Origin of the sequence: Pseudomonas sp. FP215, assembly GCF_030687795.1 — a bacterium.
Lineage (GTDB): Bacteria > Pseudomonadota > Gammaproteobacteria > Pseudomonadales > Pseudomonadaceae > Aquipseudomonas > Aquipseudomonas salmasensis.
Genome location: NZ_CP117447.1, coordinates 3,348,681 through 3,367,102, shown reverse-complemented (window position 1 = coordinate 3,367,102; position 18,422 = coordinate 3,348,681). Strand labels below are relative to the sequence as shown.

Genomic DNA, 18,422 nt, shown 5'->3' with positions numbered 1-18,422 from the left:
CCCCACGCGGGGCGATTGAACACCGGCCGGCAGGGCAAAGCCCGCAGCGCACAGCGCGGGGCGATCAATTGGCCGGGCACGTTGCTCGGCGGTCGGCCGCAATGTCGCGCGGACCTGCTGTTTCATCTGCGTAGCCGGTCAGCCCCTGAGCTGTGGCTGGTGATTGTCGATGCCTCGGCGTCCACGCGGCGCCATCGGGCGCTGACCGACGCCAAGGGGCTGTTGGCTCAGTTGTTTGACGATGCTTATCGGCAACGGGCGCGCATGGCGTTGCTCACGGCTAGCGGGCAGTCACCGAAGTGGCAAGTGCAGGGCTTGAAGGCGGCGAAAGGCTTGGCCGAGTGGTTGGCGCAGTTGGGTGCGGGCGGCGGCACGCCATTGCTGGCTGCGCTGACAGAGGCGGGGCATTGGTTGGCGGCACGGCGCAAGCGCTATCCCGCCGAGCAGCAGAAGTTGCTGGTGGTGACCGATGGACGACTCAAGGCGATGGGCGCGCTGCCGCGATTGGAGTGCCCAGGCGTATTGATTGATATCGAGCGCGGGCCGATCAGGTTGGGGCGGGCTGAGGAATTGGCGGTGGGGTTGCAGTTGGATTATCAGCACATCGATAAGCTGTAGCGCCTAGGCTAGCGCTTTCGCAGGCAAGCCAGCTCCCACATGGGGTAGGCGCTGCGGCCCATTCTGTAGGAGCGAGCTTGCTCGCGAAAACGTCAACGATAACCCGTGTTTGCTGAATGAACGCGGCGCCAGCGAGTTTTTCGCGAGCAAGCTCGCTCCTACAAAAGGCAAGCCAGCGGCGCGGTCAAAATGTGGGAGGCTTGCCTGCGATGAGCATAGGTATCTACACAACTTTGTAGCCTGTAGCAGCCGACGGTAACTACGATGCGAAGCGAGCCGCTCTTGATCTTGATCTGCTTTTGATCTTAGGCGCCCCGTTAAACCACGCTGGCCGAACGCAGGCTTGAATTCGTGGGTAACCCGGCAGGACGCCGGGTTAGCCGCCCCGCGCCATGGATGGCGCGTGGCGGCGGCCCACGGATTCAAGTCTGCGTTCGGGCACACCGAGCCCAAGCGAGGTGCCGAGTGGTGGGGCAAGAGCGTTTTGCTTACTTTTGCGCTTTTCAAAAGTGAGCCGCCGTCAGGGCGGAACCCTAAGTGGCCGTTACGCAGGAATGGATATGTACACAATCCAACTGTGTCGCCTGTCAGGCCGCCTTCGCGAGCAAGCCCGCACAGTTTGATCGCAAGGTGTCAGGTAGATAGATGTCGGCTGTCAGGCCGTCTTCGCAGGCAAGCCAGCTCCCACATTTGGATCGCGTTGCGTCAGTTAGAACAGCGTCGGCTATCCGGTCGTCACGGGAGCAAGCTCCCTCGCCACAGGTCCAGCGTCGCACCACCGTTGTGTAGATACCTATGCTGCGAAGAGGCCCTCAAACACACCACACCTGTATCAGCCTGTCCCCGGCACATTCGGCCAAAGATCGGCCACCAGAAACAACCGCTCGGCTTCTTCCCACTCCTCACCGTTGGGCACCATGCGCACCAGCAACTGCGCCGGGGCCATTGGGTCCAGGTCTGCCAGCCAACCTTGCATCTGCACCTCACTCCACACCTCATCGGCCGGGTAATGCGCGGGCGCCAGCCAGGCATGCCGGGGCAGGGGTTGCCAGCGGCCCGCGGGGCGGGTGCTGACAAAGCCCGCCCAATCGCGCTGATGCAACCAGCGCCCACGCAGGTGCTGCGGGTGAGCGCCGAGGGGGGAGTGCGCCGCGCCGGGCCAGGGGTAGAGCAGATAGCCGCCGAGCCACAAATGCGCATCGAACTGTTGGATATCCAACGCCGCCAAGGCCTCGCGGCTTTCTGCCCGCGCGGAGATCGGCAATTGATGCTGGGCCAGGTGCGCCAGTTTGCGGTCCAGCCGGTCATGGCAGCCAGGCCCCAGCCATTGCGCGGCGTCCTGACCGTTGCCGTCCTGCGGGCCCAGGTAGAGTTTGATCGCCAGCTCCAGGTGGTGCACGCCATCGCGGTCGCGCACCAGCATGTCCAGCTCGCCCAGGGTATGCCCGGCACGGCGGATCGGCAGGTTGGCGGCCAGTAACTCCACGCCTGGCGCATGCTGCACCGCGAATTGCCATAAGCGTTCGTAATACAGGCCCAGGCGCCGGGTGCGTGACAGGCTCAGCCACTGCTGCAACGCGCTGCTGTCCTGGTCCAGCTGGCGCAACCAGGCTTCGAGCTGGTGAGGGGCCTGCACCCAGTCACTGCCGGCCAGCGGGTGGCGCTGGGGCCAAGGCGTCTGCGCCAGCATCGGAGGCGCGAGCATCACCCACGCCAGATCGCGCACCTCGGGGTGGCGCAGTTGGCGGGGCAGGGTGTGCAAGTCGGGGAATGGCGTCATGTTCCGAGCATAGCCTTTTCAGCGTGCGCAAGGTGCCTGAGAACCATTGTCATCAAGGCGTGGCGGCGACAAAGGATTTTGCCTGAGGCGGCCTTTCGCCCATAATCGCTCTTTTTGCCTCACCCCAGATTCCGCAGGAGCCCCATGGAGCACTTTCGCAATATCGGCATTATCGGTCGCCTGGGCAGTACCCAGGTGTTGGACACCGTCCGCCGGCTGAAGAAGTTTCTGCTCGAGCGCCACCTGCATGTGATCCTCGAAGACACCATCGCTGAAATCCTCCCCGGCCACGGCCTGCAAACTTCGTCGCGCAAGATGCTTGGCGAGGTGTGCGACATGGTCATCGTGGTCGGCGGCGATGGCAGCCTGCTCGGCGCTGCCCGGGCGCTGGCGCGGCATAATGTGCCGGTGCTGGGGATCAACCGCGGCAGCCTGGGGTTCCTCACCGACATCCGCCCCGATGAGCTGGAAGTCGAAGTGGCCAAGGTGCTCGACGGTCATTACCTGGTGGAGAACCGCTTCCTGTTGCAAGCCGAAGTGCGCCGCCACGGCGAGGCGATCGGCCAGGGCGATGCCCTCAACGATGTGGTGCTGCACCCCGGCAAGTCCACGCGCATGATCGAATTCGAGCTGTACATCGACGGCCAGTTCGTGTGCAGCCAGAAGGCCGACGGCCTGATCGTCGCCACGCCCACAGGTTCCACCGCCTACGCGCTGTCGGCCGGCGGCCCGATCATGCACCCCAAGCTCGATGCCATTGTGATCGTGCCGATGTACCCCCATATGTTGTCCAGTCGGCCAATTGTGGTCGATGGCAACAGTGAGCTGAAAATCGTGGTGTCCAAAGACATGCAAATCTACCCGCAAGTCTCCTGCGACGGGCAGAACCATTTCACCTGCGCCCCCGGTGACACCATCACCGTGAGCAAGAAGGCACAGAAGTTGCGCTTGATCCACCCGCTGGATCACAACTACTACGAAGTGTGCCGCACCAAGTTGGGCTGGGGCAGCCGCTTGGGAGGTGGAGGCGACTGATGCTCGATCCCGCGCGTAGCTACGACCTGATTGGTGACGTGCACGGTTGCGCTCATACCCTTGAGCACTTGCTCGACCAAATGGGTTACCACAAGCAGGGCGGCACCTGGCGCCATCCGTCACGCATGGCCGTGTTCCTGGGCGATATCATCGACCGTGGCCCACGCATCCGCGAGGCGCTGCATATCGTCCACGATATGACCGAGGCCGGCCAGGCGCTGTGCATCATGGGCAACCACGAGTTCAATGCGCTGGGCTGGACCACGCCGGCCCCGCCGGGCAGCGGCAAGCAGTTTGTGCGTGAGCATAACCCGCGCCACGCCCGCTTGATCCACGAGACCCTGACCCAGTTCGAACACCACCCGGCCGATTGGCACGACTTCCTCGGCTGGTTCTACGACATGCCGCTCTTTGTCGACGCCGGGCGTTTTCGCGTGGTGCACGCGTGCTGGGATGAAGGCTTCATCAAGCCGTTGCGCGCCACCTTCCCGGACGGCTGCATCGACCAACACTTCCTGCAAGCCGCTGCCGTACCGGGCAGTTTCGCCTGCAACGCGTTCGATCGCCTGTTGCGCGGCACCGATATGCGCCTGCCCGACGGCCTGACGTTGACCGGTGGCGATGGCCTGACGCGTTCGTTTTTCCGCACCAAGTTCTGGGAAGACGACCCCAAGACCTACGGCGACATCGTGTTCCAGCCCGACGCCTTGCCGGAGCCGGTGGCGCGCACGCCGTTGTCGTCCACACAAAAGAATTCCCTGCTGCGCTACGGCGTCGATGAGCCGCTGTTGTTCGTCGGCCACTACTGGCGCAGCGGCAAACCGGCGCCGATCCGCCCGAACCTGGCCTGCCTGGACTACAGCGCCGTGCTCTACGGCAAGCTGGTGGCGTATCGACTCGACCAGGAAACCCAACTGGATCCGCATAAATTCGTATGGGTCGACGTTGAGCGACCAGAGGCCATCCCATGAGTACCGTAGCTGTATTGCGCTTGCCCCTGAGCGTCGACCTGGGCGGCTTCGTCAAGTTGCTGCACCGCATGCAGGTGCCGCACCGCGTCAGCGAGGAGGCGGGTGAACAGGTGCTGTGGGTGCCCGAGGCCATCAGTGACGACGTGCGCGTGTTGTATCAACGTTTCCCCGCTGGCGACCCGGACCAGCAACTGGACATTCCCGAGCAGGCGAGCGTTGCGCGGCCAGGTTTTGTCCAGCAGGTGCGCCACAGCCCGGTCACCGCGCTGGTGCTGTTGGCCAGTCTCATCGTCGCTGCCGTGACCTTGCTGGGTGAAAACCTGCAAACCATGGCCTGGCTGACCTTCCTGCCGTTCCGCGTGCTGGGCGAGTACATCCAGTTCACGCCGCTGGCCGACACCCTGGCCTCGGGGCAGTGGTGGCGCCTGGTCACGCCGATGCTGATCCACTTCGGCATCCTGCATCTGGCCATGAACGGCATGTGGTACTGGGAGCTGGGCCGGCGCATTGAAGCGCGCCAGGGCGGTATCAACCTGCTGGGCCTGACCCTGTTGTTCAGCCTGGCCTCCAACTACGCGCAATACGCCTACGGTGGCCCCGGTTTGTTTGGCGGCTTGTCCGGCGTGTTGTACGGCCTGCTCGGGCACTGCTGGATCTTTCAATTATTGTCGCCTAACCCGGCCTATCGCCTGCCCCGTGGGGTGCTGGTGATGATGCTGGTGTGGTTGCTGCTCTGCCTGTCGGGGCTGGTCTCGATGATCGGTTTCGGCGAAATCGCCAACGCGGCCCATGTGGGCGGCTTGGTCATCGGTTGCTTGACGGGTTTGCTCGGCGGTTTGTACAACCGTCGCAAAGCGTCTCTTTGATAAGGAAGAGCCTTATGTCCTCTTTTGCTGAAATGATCGAAAACATCACCCCGGACATCTACGAGAGCCTCAAGCTCGCGGTAGAGATCGGCAAATGGTCCGATGGCCGCAAGCTCACCGCCGAGCAGCGCGAGCTGTCGTTGCAAGCGGTGATCGCCTGGGAAATCCAGAACCTGCCCGAAGACCAGCGCACCGGCTATATGGGCCCGCAGGAATGCGCGTCGAAATCGGCACCGGTACCCAACATCCTGTTCAAGTCGGATGCGATCCATTGATTGAAATTGGTCGCGGTGCAGTCAGCAAAATGTCGGCGCAACTCGGTGAGCCGACCGTTCAATACGCCTTTCGCTTAGGAAGCACTGAGGTGCCGGTCAATCCGCTGATCGGCACCCATGTACGCCTGGAGTACCTGGGCGCGATTCATTGCAGCCATTGCGGGCGCAAGACCAAGACCAGCTTCAGCCAGGGCTATTGCTACCCGTGCATGACCAAGCTGGCCCAGTGTGACCTGTGCATCATGAGTCCCGAGCGTTGCCATTACGACGCCGGCACCTGCCGCGATCCGGGCTGGGGCGAGACATTCTGCATGACCGACCACGTGGTGTACCTGGCCAACTCGTCGGGGATCAAGGTCGGTATTACGCGTGCTACGCAGTTGCCCACCCGTTGGCTGGACCAGGGCGCCAGCCAGGCGTTGCCGATCATGCGCGTGGCGACGCGCCAGCAATCGGGCTTCGTCGAAGACCTGTTCCGCAGCCAGGTGGCCGACAAGACCAACTGGCGCGCCTTGCTCAAGGGCGATGCGCAATCGGTGGACCTCAAGCAGGTGCGTGACGAGCTGTTCGCCTCTTGCGCCGAGGGCTTGCTGGGTTTGCAGGAACGCTTTGGCCTGCAAGCCATCCAAACCATTGCCGACATCGAGCCGATTGAAATCCGCTACCCGGTCGAGCAGTATCCGACCAAGATCGTCAGCTTCAACCTGGACAAGAACCCGATTGCCGAAGGCACGCTGCTGGGGATCAAGGGCCAATACCTGATCTTCGACACCGGCGTCATCAACATTCGTAAATACACGGCCTACCAGCTCGCCGTGCATCAGTAGAAGGATCCCCAGCATGCGCACCGAACAACCGAAGATGATTTACCTTAAGGACTATCAGGCGCCGGACTACCTGATCGACGAGACGCACCTGACCTTCGAGTTGTTCGAGGACCACAGCCTGGTCCACGCGCAGCTGGTGATGCGCCGCAACCCCGAGCGCGGTACCGGACTACCACCGCTGGTGCTCGATGGCCAGCAGCTTGAGTTGTTGAGCGTCACCCTCGCGGATCAGGAGCTGACCGCAGCCGATTACCAGCTGACCGACAGCCACCTGACCGTGCAGCCAAAGAGTGAGACCTTCACCCTCGACACCACGGTCAAAATCCACCCGGAAACCAACACTGCCCTGGAAGGCTTGTACAAATCCAGCGGTATGTTCTGCACCCAGTGCGAGGCCGAAGGTTTCCGCAAGATCACCTATTACCTCGACCGCCCGGATGTGATGAGCGTGTTCACCACCACGGTGATCGCCGAGCAGCACAGCTACCCGGTGCTGTTGTCCAACGGCAACCCGATCGCCAGCGGCCCTGGTGAAGACGGCCGGCACTGGGCGACCTGGGAAGATCCGTTCAAGAAGCCGGCGTACCTGTTTGCGCTGGTGGCCGGTGACCTGTGGTGCGTCGAAGACAGCTTCACCACCATGACCAACCGCGAAGTCGCGCTGCGCATCTATGTCGAGCCGGAAAATATCGACAAGTGCCAGCACGCCATGACCAGCCTGAAAAAATCCATGCGCTGGGACGAAGAGACCTACGGCCGCGAGTACGACCTGGACATCTTCATGATCGTCGCGGTCAACGACTTCAACATGGGCGCCATGGAAAACAAGGGCCTCAACATCTTCAACTCCAGCGCCGTGCTGGCCCGCGCCGAAACGGCCACCGATGCCGCTCACCAGCGCGTCGAGGCCATTGTTGCCCACGAATACTTCCACAACTGGTCGGGCAACCGCGTGACCTGCCGCGACTGGTTCCAGCTGTCGCTCAAGGAAGGCTTCACCGTGTTCCGTGACTCGGGCTTCTCTGCCGACATGAACTCGGCCACGGTCAAGCGCATCCAGGACGTGGCGTACTTGCGTACCCATCAGTTCGCTGAAGATGCCGGCCCCATGGCCCACGCCGTGCGCCCGGACAGCTTTATCGAGATCTCCAACTTCTACACCCTGACGGTGTACGAAAAGGGCTCGGAAGTGGTCGGCATGATCCACACCTTGCTCGGCGCCGAGGGCTTTCGCAAAGGCAGCGACCTGTATTTCGAACGCCATGACGGCCAGGCCGTGACCTGCGACGACTTCATCAAGGCCATGGAAGACGCCAATGGGGCCGACCTCAGCCAGTTCAAACGCTGGTACAGCCAGGCCGGCACCCCACGTCTGGCGGTGAGCGAAGCCTACGATGCGGCGGCCAAGACCTACAGCCTGACCTTCCGCCAGAGCTGCCCGCCGACCCCGGACAAGGTCGAGAAGTTGCCCTTCGTGATCCCGGTGGAGCTGGGCTTGCTGGACGGGCAGGGCGCCGGTATTGCCTTGCGCCTGGCCGGTGAAGCAGCGGCGGGCGACACTTCGCGGGTAATCTCGGTGACCGAAGCGGAGCAGACGTTTACCTTCGTCGACATCGCTGAAAAACCCTTGCCTTCGTTGCTGCGTGGGTTCTCGGCACCGGTGAAGCTCAGCTTCCCCTACAGCCGCGATCAACTGATGTTCCTGATGCAGCACGACAGCGACGGTTTCAACCGCTGGGATGCCGGCCAGCAATTGGCCGTGCAGGTGTTGCAGGAGCTGATCGGCCAGCATCAGGCCGGCCAGCCGCTCAAACTTGATCAACGCCTGATCGACGCGTTGCGCACGGTGTTGAGCGATGAAAGCCTGGACCAGGCCATGGTCGCCGAAATGCTTTCGCTGCCGAGTGAAGCCTACCTCACGGAAATCAGCGAAGTGGCGGATGTGGATGCCATCCACGCTGCCCGCGAGTTTGCCCGCAAGCAACTGGCCGACCACCTGTTCGAAGGGTTGTGGCTGCGCTACCAGGCCAACCGCGAACTGTCCAAGCAAACGCCTTACGTGGCCGAGGCCGAGCACTTCGCCCGGCGTGCCCTGCAGAACATCGCGCTGTCGTACTTGATGCTCAGCGGCAAGCCGGAAGTATTGGCGGCCACCCTGGATCAGTTCGACACCAGCGATAACATGACCGAGCGCCTGACGGCGTTGGCGGTGCTGGTGAACTCGCCGTTTGAAGCAGAGAAAGCCCAGGCCTTGGCGGTGTTTGCCGAGAACTTCAAGGACAACCCGCTGGTCATGGACCAATGGTTCAGCGTACAGGCCGGCAGCACCCTGCCGGGCGGGCTGGCGCGGGTCAAGGCGTTGATGCAGCACCCGGCGTTCACCATCAAGAACCCCAACAAGGTGCGCGCGCTGGTGGGTGCATTTGCCGGGCAGAACCTGATCAACTTCCATGCGGCGGATGGCTCGGGTTACCGCTTCCTGGCGGACCTGGTGATCCAGCTCAATACCTTGAACCCTCAAATTGCCTCGCGCCAACTGGCGCCGTTGACCCGCTGGCGTAAGTACGACAGCGCACGGCAGGCGCTGATGAAAGCGGAGCTGGAACGCATCCTGGGCGCGGGTGAGCTGTCCAGCGATGTGTTTGAGGTGGTCAGCAAGAGCCTGGCGTAAACCTCATTGCTTTATGTAGGAGCGAGCTTGCTCGCGAGAAACTCACAGGCGCCGCGTTCATTCAGGAAGCACGCGTCATCGTTGACGTTTTTCGCGAGCAAGCTCGCTCCTACAGACGGCAGGATTAATCCCTGACACTAGGCCGACTCATAACTTCGGCGTGTACGCTCTATCTCTTCGACCAACCGGTCAATGCCCGCCAACCGCGCCCGGTTGTCATGATCCCAGGGATGAAAGCCCGGCTTGAAGTAATGCAGCCACGGCCGGAACATCCGTGGAAACACGCCTTTGGGCCCATACAAGAATTTAACCATGCGCCACAGCCCCTTCAGCGTGCCACCCGAAGTGCGGTCGGCAATCAACAGGCGCACGTGAAAATCCAGCACCACCACCCAGAACAGCACGCTGGTGGTCAGCATGGTGCCGGTGCGCAGCAGGTAACGCGCAGGCCCTGGCTTGATCACGGTGTTCCACACATCGAACGCCACGGCTTTATGTTCGGTTTCTTCCAGGGCGTGCCAGTACCACATCTGCTGGTAACCCTTGAGTGAGTCGCCAAAGCGCGACGGGTCGCTCAGCAGGATTTCCGCGAGCATCGCGGTGTAGTGTTCCAAGGCGATGGTCACCGCCAGGTTGAACGACGGCGGCAGGTGTTTTTTCTGCAGGTCGAGGAAGAACTTCAAGCGTCGGTCGAGGGTGTGCGCTGGTAGGCCGGCGGCTTGCAGCAAATCGTTGTAGGCCACGTGCTCGCGGCTGTGCATGGCCTCCTGGCCGATAAACCCCTGGATCTCTTTTTTCAGTTCGGCATCGTCGATCTGCCCACGGTAGTGGCGCACGCTGTCCATGAAGAACAGCTCGCCCTGGGGAAACAGCAACGACAAGGCATTGAAGAAATGGCTGACCACCGGCCCTTGTTCGTGCCAGTTCTTGATGCGCTCGGCAGGCAAGGCAAAACGGATATCGCGACGGATCGGCAACATGCTGCATGCTCCTGTTCAGAGTCGGGGCTCGTCGTTGGTTTCAAACACTGGCGTGCGCGGTTTGGGCGCCATGCGTTTGCTGGCAAACACCACCAGGGCCTGATAGGCCGCCGGCAGGCAACGGGCGAGCAGGTCGAGGAAATAGGCATCGCGGCCAATCAGCACGCGGCGCTTGTTTTTGCGTACGCCTTGCAGGATCACGTTGGCGGCCTGGTCGGCGTCGGTGATGAAGAGCTTTTCGAAATCGGCGCGGGCTTGTTGCTCGCTGTGGATGAGAAAACCGGTCATGTTCGCGTCGATGCGGCTGCTGCGGCAGATATCGGTACGAATGCCACCGGGGTGTACACAGGTAGCCGACACGCCGCAGCGTTGCAGGTCGAGTTCCTGGCGCAAGGCTTCGGTGAAACCGCGCACGGCGAACTTGGTGGCGTTGTAGCCGCTCATGCCCGGCTGGGCGAACAGGCCGAACACGCTGGACGTATTGATGATATGCCCGTCGCCGCTGGCCTTGAGGTACGGCAGGAATGCCTTGGTGCCATGCACCACTCCCCAGAAGTTGATGCCGACGATCCATTCCAGGTCGGCGTAATCCACCCCTTCGACGGTGCTCGACAGCGCCACCCCGGCATTGTTGAAGACCAGGTTGACCTGGCCGTGCTCGGCCGCGCAGCGCGCTGCCCACTCCTGCATGGCTTGGCGGTCGGAGACGTCCAGCACCTGGGTGGTGACGGTAACCGGCGACAAAGTCGAGGCGCGGATCAGGTCCTGAGTCTGTTCCAGGCCCTGGCTGTTTTTGTCTGCCAGCGCCAGGTGGCACCCTTCCCGGGCCAGGGCCAAGGCCAGTGCGCGGCCCATGCCGGAAGCCGCGCCGGTGATCGCCGCGACGCGGCCGTTGAATGACTTCATGACAGGCTGCCTTCTGTGGTGGAGTGGGGCGTTGCAACCGCACGCGGGAGGGCGGGCGCCGGCGCCTGGCTGACGCTGTAGTCCTTGAGGGCAAAATGCCGGGTGACCTGTTTGAAGCGCCAGGTCGAGTCGGGCCACAGCGTGGTGTTCTTGCCGGTGCGCGGGTCGAGGTACCAGCTCTGGCAGCCGCCGGTGTTCCAGATGGTGCGCTTGAGCTTGTCCTGCAACTGCTGGTTGTAGGCGTGCTCCACGGCAGGTTTGACCTCCACCGTGGTGATGCGCTGGCGCTGCATGTGTTTCAGGGCATCGAGGATGTACGCGACCTGGGCCTCAATCATCAGGATCATCGAGTTATGCCCCAGGCCGGTGTTGGGGCCGACGATCAAAAACAGGTTCGGGTAGCCCGGCACGGTGGTGCCTTTATAGGCATGGGCGCCATCGCGCCAGGTGTCCATCAGGTCGATGCCGTCACGGCCGATGATGCAGCCACGGGGCAACGGGTCGCTGGCCTGGAAACCGGTGCCGAAGATCAGGCAATCGGCGGGGTGCTTGATGCCGTCGGCGGTGATCACGCCGTCGGCTTCGATGCGCAGCACGCTGTCGGTGACCACCTCGACATTGCTGCGCGAGAGCGCCGGGTAGTAATCGTTGGAGATCAGCACGCGCTTGCAGCCGATGGTGTAGTCCGGCGTCAGGGTTTTGCGCAGGGAAGGGCGGGCCACCTGTTTGCGCAGGTGACGCAGGGCGATTTTCTGCACCATTTTCATCAGGCGCGGATGCAGGGCAAAGCCCACCACGCGGCCTTCCAGTGCCCAGTAAAGTGCAGCGCGCACCAGCTTCTGGGTGAACGGGAGGTGCTTGAACAGCCACCGTTCGACCGTTGAAATCGGCCGATCAGGTTTGGGCATGATCCACGGCGGTGTGCGCTGGAACAGGTCCAGGTGCGCTACCTGCGGGGCGATCTGTGGCACGAACTGGATAGCGCTGGCACCGGTGCCGATCACCGCCACGCGCTTACCCTTCAAAGAATACTCGTGATCCCACTGCTGGGAGTGGAAACGCTTGCCCTTGAAGCTGTTCAGCCCTGGGATATCCGGCATGGCCGGGCGTGACAAGCCCCCCATGCCCGACACCAGCACCCGTGCGCTGACCTGGCGGCCGTCGCTGAAGGTCAGCTGCCACCGCTGCTGTTGTTCATCAAACACCGCACGTTGCAGGCCCATGCCGAAGCGCAGGTAGGGCACCAGCTCGAAGCGCTTGGCGCAGTCTTCCAGATAGGCGCGAATCTCGGGTTGCGCCGCGAACTGCCGCGTCCAGCTCGGGTTGGGCGCGAAGGAAAACGAATACACATGGGACTGCACGTCGCAGGCGCACCCTGGGTAGTGGTTGTCGCGCCACGTACCGCCGAGGGTCTCGGCCTGTTCGGCAACAAAGAAGTCGGTGAGCCCGGCTTCCTTGAGTTTGATCGCCATGCACAGGCCCGCGAATCCGGAGCCAATGATGGCGATGTCGATTGAGTCACGGGGGGCATTCATAGGGCTGCCTCGTCAATAAAACGCTTGGGCATCGGATGTGCTCCTGTTTTTGTTTTGTCTTTTAGATAAAACACCATTGCAAAGGAAAATTGAATTAATTATTTTAAAAAAGATTTTAAATAATCTACCTGAAAAATTCGCCTACGCTAGGACCTTGTTGCGCATGAGCGATTTGTCCGACGGACGAACGTGGTATGCATGAAGTTCAGGTCCAGGGTGTGGACGATGGCTGAGGCCAGGCCAATTCCGGTCGGGTCGCCAGCAGCAGGGAAGCAGAGGACCGAGCTATGGCTGTGGAGTGGGTTGTCGCTGCGGGTGTGCTGGTGGGCGCCAGCGCGGCGTTATGGGGCTTGAGTGCCTGGATGACGCGGCGCATTGAAGCGACCGTGCCGATCAACGGGCGCTTCGTCGAGGTGGATGGCGAGCGCTTTCATTATGTCGAAGAGGGCAAGGGCCCGCCGCTGGTGATGATCCACGGGCTGATGGGCAGCAGTCGCAACTTGACCTATACCTTGTCCGGTCAGTTGCGTGAGCACTTTCGGGTTATCAGCCTCGACCGGCCGGGCTCAGGCTATTCCACCCGGCGCAGCGGCACGCCGGCAGACTTGCCGGCCCAGGCGCGACAAATCGCGGCTTTCATCAAGACGCTGGACCTGGACAAACCGCTGGTGCTGGGGCATTCCCTGGGCGGCGCGATTGCCCTGGCGCTGGCCCTCGACCATCCCCATGCCGTCTCCGGGTTGGTGCTGGTTGCGCCCTTGACTCACCCCCAACGCATGCTGCCGCTGGTGTTTCTGTCTCTGGCCGTGCGCCCGGCCTGGCTGCGGCGCTGGGTGGCCCACACCTTGACCCTGCCCATCGGCCTGCTGACCAAAGACTCGGTGGTCAAGGGCGTATTCGCCCCGGACCCTGCGCCGCCAGACTTCGCCAGGCGTGGCGGCGGTTTGCTGGGCATGCGCCCCGACAACTTCTACGCCGCGTCCACCGAGATCAACCGGGTCAACGACCACCTGCCGGACATGGTCAAGCGCTACCCCCAACTGACCCTGCCCATCGGCCTGATCTACGGCGCGCAAGACAAGGTGCTCGACTTCCAGAAACACGGCCAGGCCCTGGCCAGCAAGGTGCCAGGGCTGAAAATGCAGGTGATCGAAGACCGCGGGCATATGTTGCCGATCACCGCCACCGAGCGCGTGGCGGCGCTGGTGGAGCAGGTGGCCAAGCGGGTTCGACCCGGTGAAAACGTCAGGCAGTTACAGCCATCGGTAGCCTTGGCGAGCAAATAACAGTGCCACCCGACTGCGGTTCATTGGTGTCGATGCCTGCCCTGAATACCTGACCAGATGGCTGAAAAGAGACTGCTCGGTCACGGAAAAAAGGGCTGGAGAAACTAGTTGACGACCTAACGATTCCGCGCTATTTATTTAAAAAAATTATTTCAATGTGTAATTTGAAATTATTTTTGAAATGCCTAAGAGCGAATAAAATAATGAAAAAAACGCCTTTTATCGCATGCATGATTTTTCGCAGCAGTCAGCTCATCGCTGCCGCATCGCCTAACGAATGTGTTCGGAGGCTGCCATGAACCAGACGCTGACAGCTGCGACCGTGTGGGCCGACGGCAAACGCCACCTGTGGTGGCTCGGCATCATGCCGCTGGCCACTCCCTTACTCTCCGGCGCCCTGGCCATCACCACAGGCGTGCAACAACTGTGGTGGGTGGGCGTACTGGTGATCTTCGGTTTGATCCCGCTGATTGACGGCCTGCTCGGCGAAGACGTCAGCAACCCGCCCGAATCTGCGGTCAGCCACCTTGAATCCCAACGCTACTATCGCTGGATCGTCTACACCGGCGTGCTGTTTGTGATTGCTTCGGTGATCATCACCGGTTGGCTCGCTGCTGGCGGTATCGACTGGATCATCAACGGCGGCCTGTTGCACGCCACGGCCACCCTGGAACCCTCGAACTGGCTGGCCAAGACCGCTGCATTCATCACCGCGCGCACCGAACTGCACGGCGAAATCAGCTGGTTGACCTATGTGGGCATGGCCATGTCCACCGGCGCCGCCACGGGTATTGCCATCAATACCGCCCATGAGCTGGGGCACAAACCCAAACCTCTGGAAGTGTTCCTGGCCAAGGTCACCCTGGCGCCGACCTTCTACGGGCACTTCTACACCGAACATAACCGTGGCCATCACGTACGGGTCGCCACCCCGGAAGACCCGGCCAGCTCGCGCCTCGGTGAAAGCTTCTGGGCCTTCCTGCCGCGTTCGGTGTGGTTCAGCGCGGTGTCGGCCTGGAACCTCGAGCGCGAATGCCTGCGCAAACTCGGCCTACCGGCGCTGCACTGGAAGAACGCCGTGCTCAGCGCCTGGATGTACAGCGTGGTGTTGTGGGGCGCGATGATTGCCTGGCTGGGGGCGGCGGTGATTCCGTTTCTGCTTATCCAGGGCATCTACGGGTTTTCATTGCTGGAAGTGGTGAATTATGTCGAGCATTACGGCCTCAAGCGTCAGAAGTTGCCCAACGGCCGTTATGAACGCTGCTCGCCGCGTCACTCGTGGAACAGTAATCGGATTGTCACCAATATCTTTCTGTTCCAGTTGCAACGGCACTCCGATCACCATGCCAACCCCACGCGTAGTTATCAGTCGCTGCGTCACTTTGATGAATCACCGCAACTTCCGTATGGCTACGCCAGCATGATTGTCTGGGCCTATGTGCCGTACTTGTGGCGGCGGCGCATGGACCATCGCGTACTCAATCACTATGCCGGTGATATCACTCTGACCAATCTTCAACCGTCAAAGCGATTGAAGTACCTGGAGAAGTACAGCGGTAGCGCCAAGCCATTTTGAGATGAAGTAAGCCTTCAGGGTGGACTCGGGATCTGTGTATCGCGCAGGCCCTTATTGCCCGGAATATTGAATGCAAGCACCTGGTTTGACCCTACAACAATAATTTCAAGGGAAGGACGTACACCATGCAAAGTTCTGCCAAGTTCACCGCCCACATCCTGTTAGCGGCCATCGGCCTGATTGTGTATCACCAGGCCCAGGCTGCGCGTATCGAACCCGCTGGCAGTGCCTTCACCGCCCAGGGGCCTATCAGCTTCTCCAAAGGCAAGCTCATCAGTGCCGATTGCACCATCAAGGTGGCCGGCAAGGTTGCAGCCGATGGTTCGTCGGTGAATGTGGACAAAGTCGAGTTCGACGGTGGCCTCAAGTGCAGCCGTGTCGAAGCCATCAACTTGCCCTGGGTGTTAATCGCCAAAGACACAAAAAGCGGCTCCATGTCGAAGATCAGCGTGGATGTGCATGCCTTTGGCCTGGGCGGCAAGTGCGGGCCTTCGACGGCCGACGGTACCTGGGATAACGCCACCGGCAAGTTGGAAGCCAGCGATGTGGCGATTGGCGAAGACTGCAAGATCAAGACGGTGTCGATCAAGATGCCGCCCAACTTCAAAGTTGTCGAATAACACGCTCCGACTGTTGTAGCGGTACATGCATTGAAATTTGGCTGGAAAAGGAAGTTCTGCAGTTTCACCGTGACCTCTCGATCATGGCCATTACCCCTGGCGAAATGAATCGCCATAACATGTGAGGAAAAACAATGAAAAGCTTGAAAACTCTCGTGTCGCTCTCTGCCTTGGCTGTTTGCATGGGTGCTGCTTCCATGGCCAATGCCTACAGCATCACGCCGGTTAATTCGAACTTTACGGCGCCTGGGACTATTTCGGTGAAGTCACCGTCGTCCTATCAGGCCACCGTTAACTGCACCGCCAACTTTACCGGCAACGTCGACGCCACTGGGGTGGCCAAGATCACCGGGGTGACGGTGAGCGGTAGCGGCCTTTGCGCATTGCCAAAAATCACTGGGTTGCCATGGACATTGACCGCCACCGGCCCAGCGGCAGGTTCGGTCGCCAATGTCGGCTATACCATCGCCTCTTCGGTCCTGTACCCAGCCTCTAACTGTGGCCCATCGACCATCACCGTGGGCTACAGCGGTGGGGTGCTGACGGCGGCCAACCAAGGGCTCAGCGGCACCTGCACCGTGGTGAGCCTGAGCGTGACCCCAAGCCCAACCTTCACCATCGTGCCTTGATGGCCGGTCGGAACACTGGGTTGATCACCTGCTGAAAGACTGGCGCCTTTACCGGGCGCCAGTTCAGGCAGTGCCGGGCAGCAAGACGAACGGGCGAGGCCGGTTCACAGGGATAACAAAAAGGAGTGCCGCATGAATAATAAGAAACAACACGTGCAGGTTTTGCTGGGGCTGGCGTTGATGGGAGGGGTAACCGCCTTCATCGCGCCTGCACAGGCTGGCGGTTTTTCAACCCCGACCTACGGCGCACCTGGTTGGGGCAGGGCGTTTGCCGGCGGCTCGTTGTTCAAGAACGACCCGAGCTCGGCTTACAACAACCCGGCCGCCATGGCGTTTGTCGAACACAATGTTGCGCAATTCACGGTCGACTATGCGCGCATCAAGATCAAGTACAAGGGCAGTGCCTCGGATTACGCCGGCAACCCGATTTCCAGTACGCCGTTGGACGAGAATGGTTTTCCCGATGGCGCCGCAACCACTGTCAATAACAACGACGGTGGCCAGGGCGGCTTCACGGCCTGGCTGCCCACCGGCTTCATGGTAATGCCCTTGGGCGACCGGTTTGCCTTCGGCTTGAGCCAAGTGGTGCCACAGGGCATGCGCTCCACCTGGAATGAAGACTCCAAACTGCGCGACTTTGCCGTGGATACCAAAATCGAAACCGTCGGGCTGACGGGCTCGCTGTCGTTTAAAGTCAACGACCAGTTCTCCGTTGGGGGCGGCATGATCGTGCAGCACAGCAAGGGCTTCGTCAGCCAGAACGTCGACCTGTTGTCCGCTGCGGCAGTGTCGGACTCCGAGCTTGGCGGGATCAACTTCCCCTCAGACGTGGGCCATGCGCTGATGCGGGTCAAGGTCGACAATATTTCCACTGGCTGGTTTGCCGGCGTGGTGTGGAAACCCACCGAGCGCGACACCCTTGGCCTGAATTACCACGCCAAGATCAAAAACAAGATGACGGGTAAGTACAACCTGTACGCCGACCAGTTTTCCTACAACCTCATGACCCAACCCAGCCCATTCGGGGGCAACGGTACGTTGGTCAACACCGCCTACCCTGGCCTGGAATTGGCCCCCAACGGTGCGCATGCAAAGGTTCAACTGGATATTCCTGCCACGGCGGGCCTGGATTGGGTGCATCAGTTCAACGATCGCCTGACCCTGGGTGCCAGCGTCACGTGGACCGAATGGTCGTCGTTCAAGGACCTGACCCTCGACTCCGGCGACATGCGCATTGTCTCTATTCCCTACAACTACAAAAACACCTGGATGTACTCCCTGGGTGGTGACTACCGTGCGACCGATGAACTGACCTTGCGTGCCGGCGTGGCTATCGACCAGACGCCTACACGTAACTCCACCCGCGATCCACGCATCCCCGATGGCGACCGTACATTCCTTTCGCTGGGGGCTGGCTACGATGTGAAGGCGGTCAAGGGCCTGAGCCTGGATGTGGCCTATTCCCATCAGTTCGTGCAGAAGGTCAATCTCAAGACCAAAAACATCGACCGGCTGGGCGGCGCAAGCCTGGATGGCAAGGCCGAGTCTTCGGGTGATGTGGTCAGTTTGTCGGCGACTTATGCGTTCTGACGGGGCCTGAGGACGATGGCGGAGGGCGGCAAGCGCATCTTGCAGCCTTCCTCCGAGGTGCGTCCTTCTACATAGCTGTGATGTGTGTCGGTGATAACAGGCTGAGGCATTCAGCCGTGTTTTTTTTGGCTTATTGATTAAATAAAAATTTCAAAACAAAATTTGAATTTGATCTTTGAAGTTTGTAGTGTGGTTTTCAGCCGCAGTTCATATCGAGCTGCCCACGCGTTTGCCACGCCCCGAATCAAGTAGAGGTA

General features: G+C 61.0%; 16 protein-coding genes. 12 read left to right on the top strand and 4 right to left on the bottom strand.

Annotation, left to right across the window (positions count from 1 at the left end; translation table 11 throughout):
• Positions 1 to 15 precede the first annotated feature (15 nt).
• On the top strand, positions 16 to 618 hold the full coding sequence (locus PSH76_RS15180; RefSeq protein WP_305492471.1) for a VWA domain-containing protein: 603 nt from the start codon (positions 16 to 18) through the stop codon (positions 616 to 618).
• Between the two features lie 832 nt (positions 619 to 1,450).
• Here the strand turns inward: PSH76_RS15180 and PSH76_RS15175 are convergent.
• The gene (locus PSH76_RS15175; RefSeq protein ID WP_032892175.1) at positions 1,451 to 2,398 is read right to left on the bottom strand and encodes a DUF1853 family protein; all 948 of its coding nucleotides are present in this window, start codon (positions 2,396 to 2,398) and stop codon (positions 1,451 to 1,453) included.
• Between the two features lie 144 nt (positions 2,399 to 2,542).
• Between PSH76_RS15175 and PSH76_RS15170 the strand changes: the two genes are divergently transcribed.
• The 6 genes from PSH76_RS15170 to pepN are packed head-to-tail and all read left to right on the top strand — an operon-like array spanning position 2,543 to position 9,043.
• Entirely contained in the window at positions 2,543 to 3,433 is an 891-nt protein-coding gene (locus PSH76_RS15170; RefSeq protein WP_003190745.1) for an NAD(+) kinase, read from the top strand.
• Entirely contained in the window at positions 3,430 to 4,404 is a 975-nt protein-coding gene (locus PSH76_RS15165; protein WP_305494466.1) for a metallophosphoesterase, read from the top strand. The genes PSH76_RS15170 and PSH76_RS15165 overlap by 4 nt, the downstream gene beginning before the upstream one ends.
• Positions 4,401 to 5,270: a rhomboid family intramembrane serine protease gene (locus PSH76_RS15160; RefSeq protein ID WP_305492470.1), complete on the top strand. Its 870-nt coding sequence runs from the start codon at positions 4,401 to 4,403 to the stop codon at positions 5,268 to 5,270. Before PSH76_RS15165 ends, PSH76_RS15160 begins: the two co-directional genes overlap by 4 nt.
• Positions 5,271 to 5,284: 14 nt before the next feature.
• Positions 5,285 to 5,545: a YeaC family protein gene (locus PSH76_RS15155; protein ID WP_016972751.1), complete on the top strand. Its 261-nt coding sequence runs from the start codon at positions 5,285 to 5,287 to the stop codon at positions 5,543 to 5,545.
• Entirely contained in the window at positions 5,542 to 6,372 is an 831-nt protein-coding gene (locus PSH76_RS15150) for a DUF2797 domain-containing protein (RefSeq protein WP_032892171.1), read from the top strand. The genes PSH76_RS15155 and PSH76_RS15150 overlap by 4 nt, the downstream gene beginning before the upstream one ends.
• A gap of 13 nt (positions 6,373 to 6,385) precedes the next feature.
• Positions 6,386 to 9,043 (top strand): aminopeptidase N, encoded by a 2,658-nt coding sequence (pepN, locus tag PSH76_RS15145; RefSeq protein ID WP_305492469.1) that lies wholly within the window; start codon positions 6,386 to 6,388, stop codon positions 9,041 to 9,043.
• Between the two features lie 137 nt (positions 9,044 to 9,180).
• Here pepN and PSH76_RS15140 read toward each other — a convergent pair whose 3' ends face one another.
• From PSH76_RS15140 to PSH76_RS15130, 3 genes are read right to left on the bottom strand one after another with little or no spacing between them, the layout of a single operon-like run.
• Complete coding sequence (locus PSH76_RS15140; protein WP_003190755.1) at positions 9,181 to 10,023, bottom strand: metal-dependent hydrolase; 843 nt, start codon at positions 10,021 to 10,023, stop codon at positions 9,181 to 9,183.
• A 15-nt stretch (positions 10,024 to 10,038) separates the two neighbouring features.
• A complete protein-coding gene (locus tag PSH76_RS15135) occupies positions 10,039 to 10,929 on the bottom strand; it encodes an SDR family oxidoreductase (RefSeq protein WP_278917891.1) in 891 nt (296 codons plus the stop codon).
• Entirely contained in the window at positions 10,926 to 12,464 is a 1,539-nt protein-coding gene (locus PSH76_RS15130; protein ID WP_305494428.1) for an NAD(P)/FAD-dependent oxidoreductase, read from the bottom strand. Before PSH76_RS15130 ends, PSH76_RS15135 begins: the two co-directional genes overlap by 4 nt.
• A 287-nt stretch (positions 12,465 to 12,751) precedes the next feature.
• On the opposite strand from PSH76_RS15130, the gene PSH76_RS15125 reads away from it, so the two are divergent.
• The 5 genes from PSH76_RS15125 to PSH76_RS15105 all read left to right on the top strand — a co-directional run bounded on the left by PSH76_RS15125 (position 12,752) and on the right by PSH76_RS15105 (position 18,165).
• On the top strand, positions 12,752 to 13,750 hold the full coding sequence (locus PSH76_RS15125; protein ID WP_305494427.1) for an alpha/beta fold hydrolase: 999 nt from the start codon (positions 12,752 to 12,754) through the stop codon (positions 13,748 to 13,750).
• Between the two features lie 295 nt (positions 13,751 to 14,045).
• Positions 14,046 to 15,326, top strand: coding sequence for an alkane 1-monooxygenase (locus PSH76_RS15120; protein ID WP_305494426.1), 1,281 nt, complete (start codon positions 14,046 to 14,048; stop codon positions 15,324 to 15,326).
• A 125-nt stretch (positions 15,327 to 15,451) separates the two neighbouring features.
• Positions 15,452 to 15,946 (top strand): alkane oxidation protein activator PraA, encoded by a 495-nt coding sequence (praA, locus tag PSH76_RS15115; protein ID WP_098951779.1) that lies wholly within the window; start codon positions 15,452 to 15,454, stop codon positions 15,944 to 15,946.
• A gap of 134 nt (positions 15,947 to 16,080) precedes the next feature.
• Positions 16,081 to 16,575 (top strand): alkane oxidation protein activator PraB, encoded by a 495-nt coding sequence (gene praB, locus PSH76_RS15110; RefSeq protein WP_098951777.1) that lies wholly within the window; start codon positions 16,081 to 16,083, stop codon positions 16,573 to 16,575.
• 132 nt (positions 16,576 to 16,707) lie between these two features.
• Positions 16,708 to 18,165 (top strand): outer membrane protein transport protein, encoded by a 1,458-nt coding sequence (locus PSH76_RS15105; RefSeq protein WP_098951775.1) that lies wholly within the window; start codon positions 16,708 to 16,710, stop codon positions 18,163 to 18,165.
• Positions 18,166 to 18,422 lie beyond the last annotated feature (257 nt).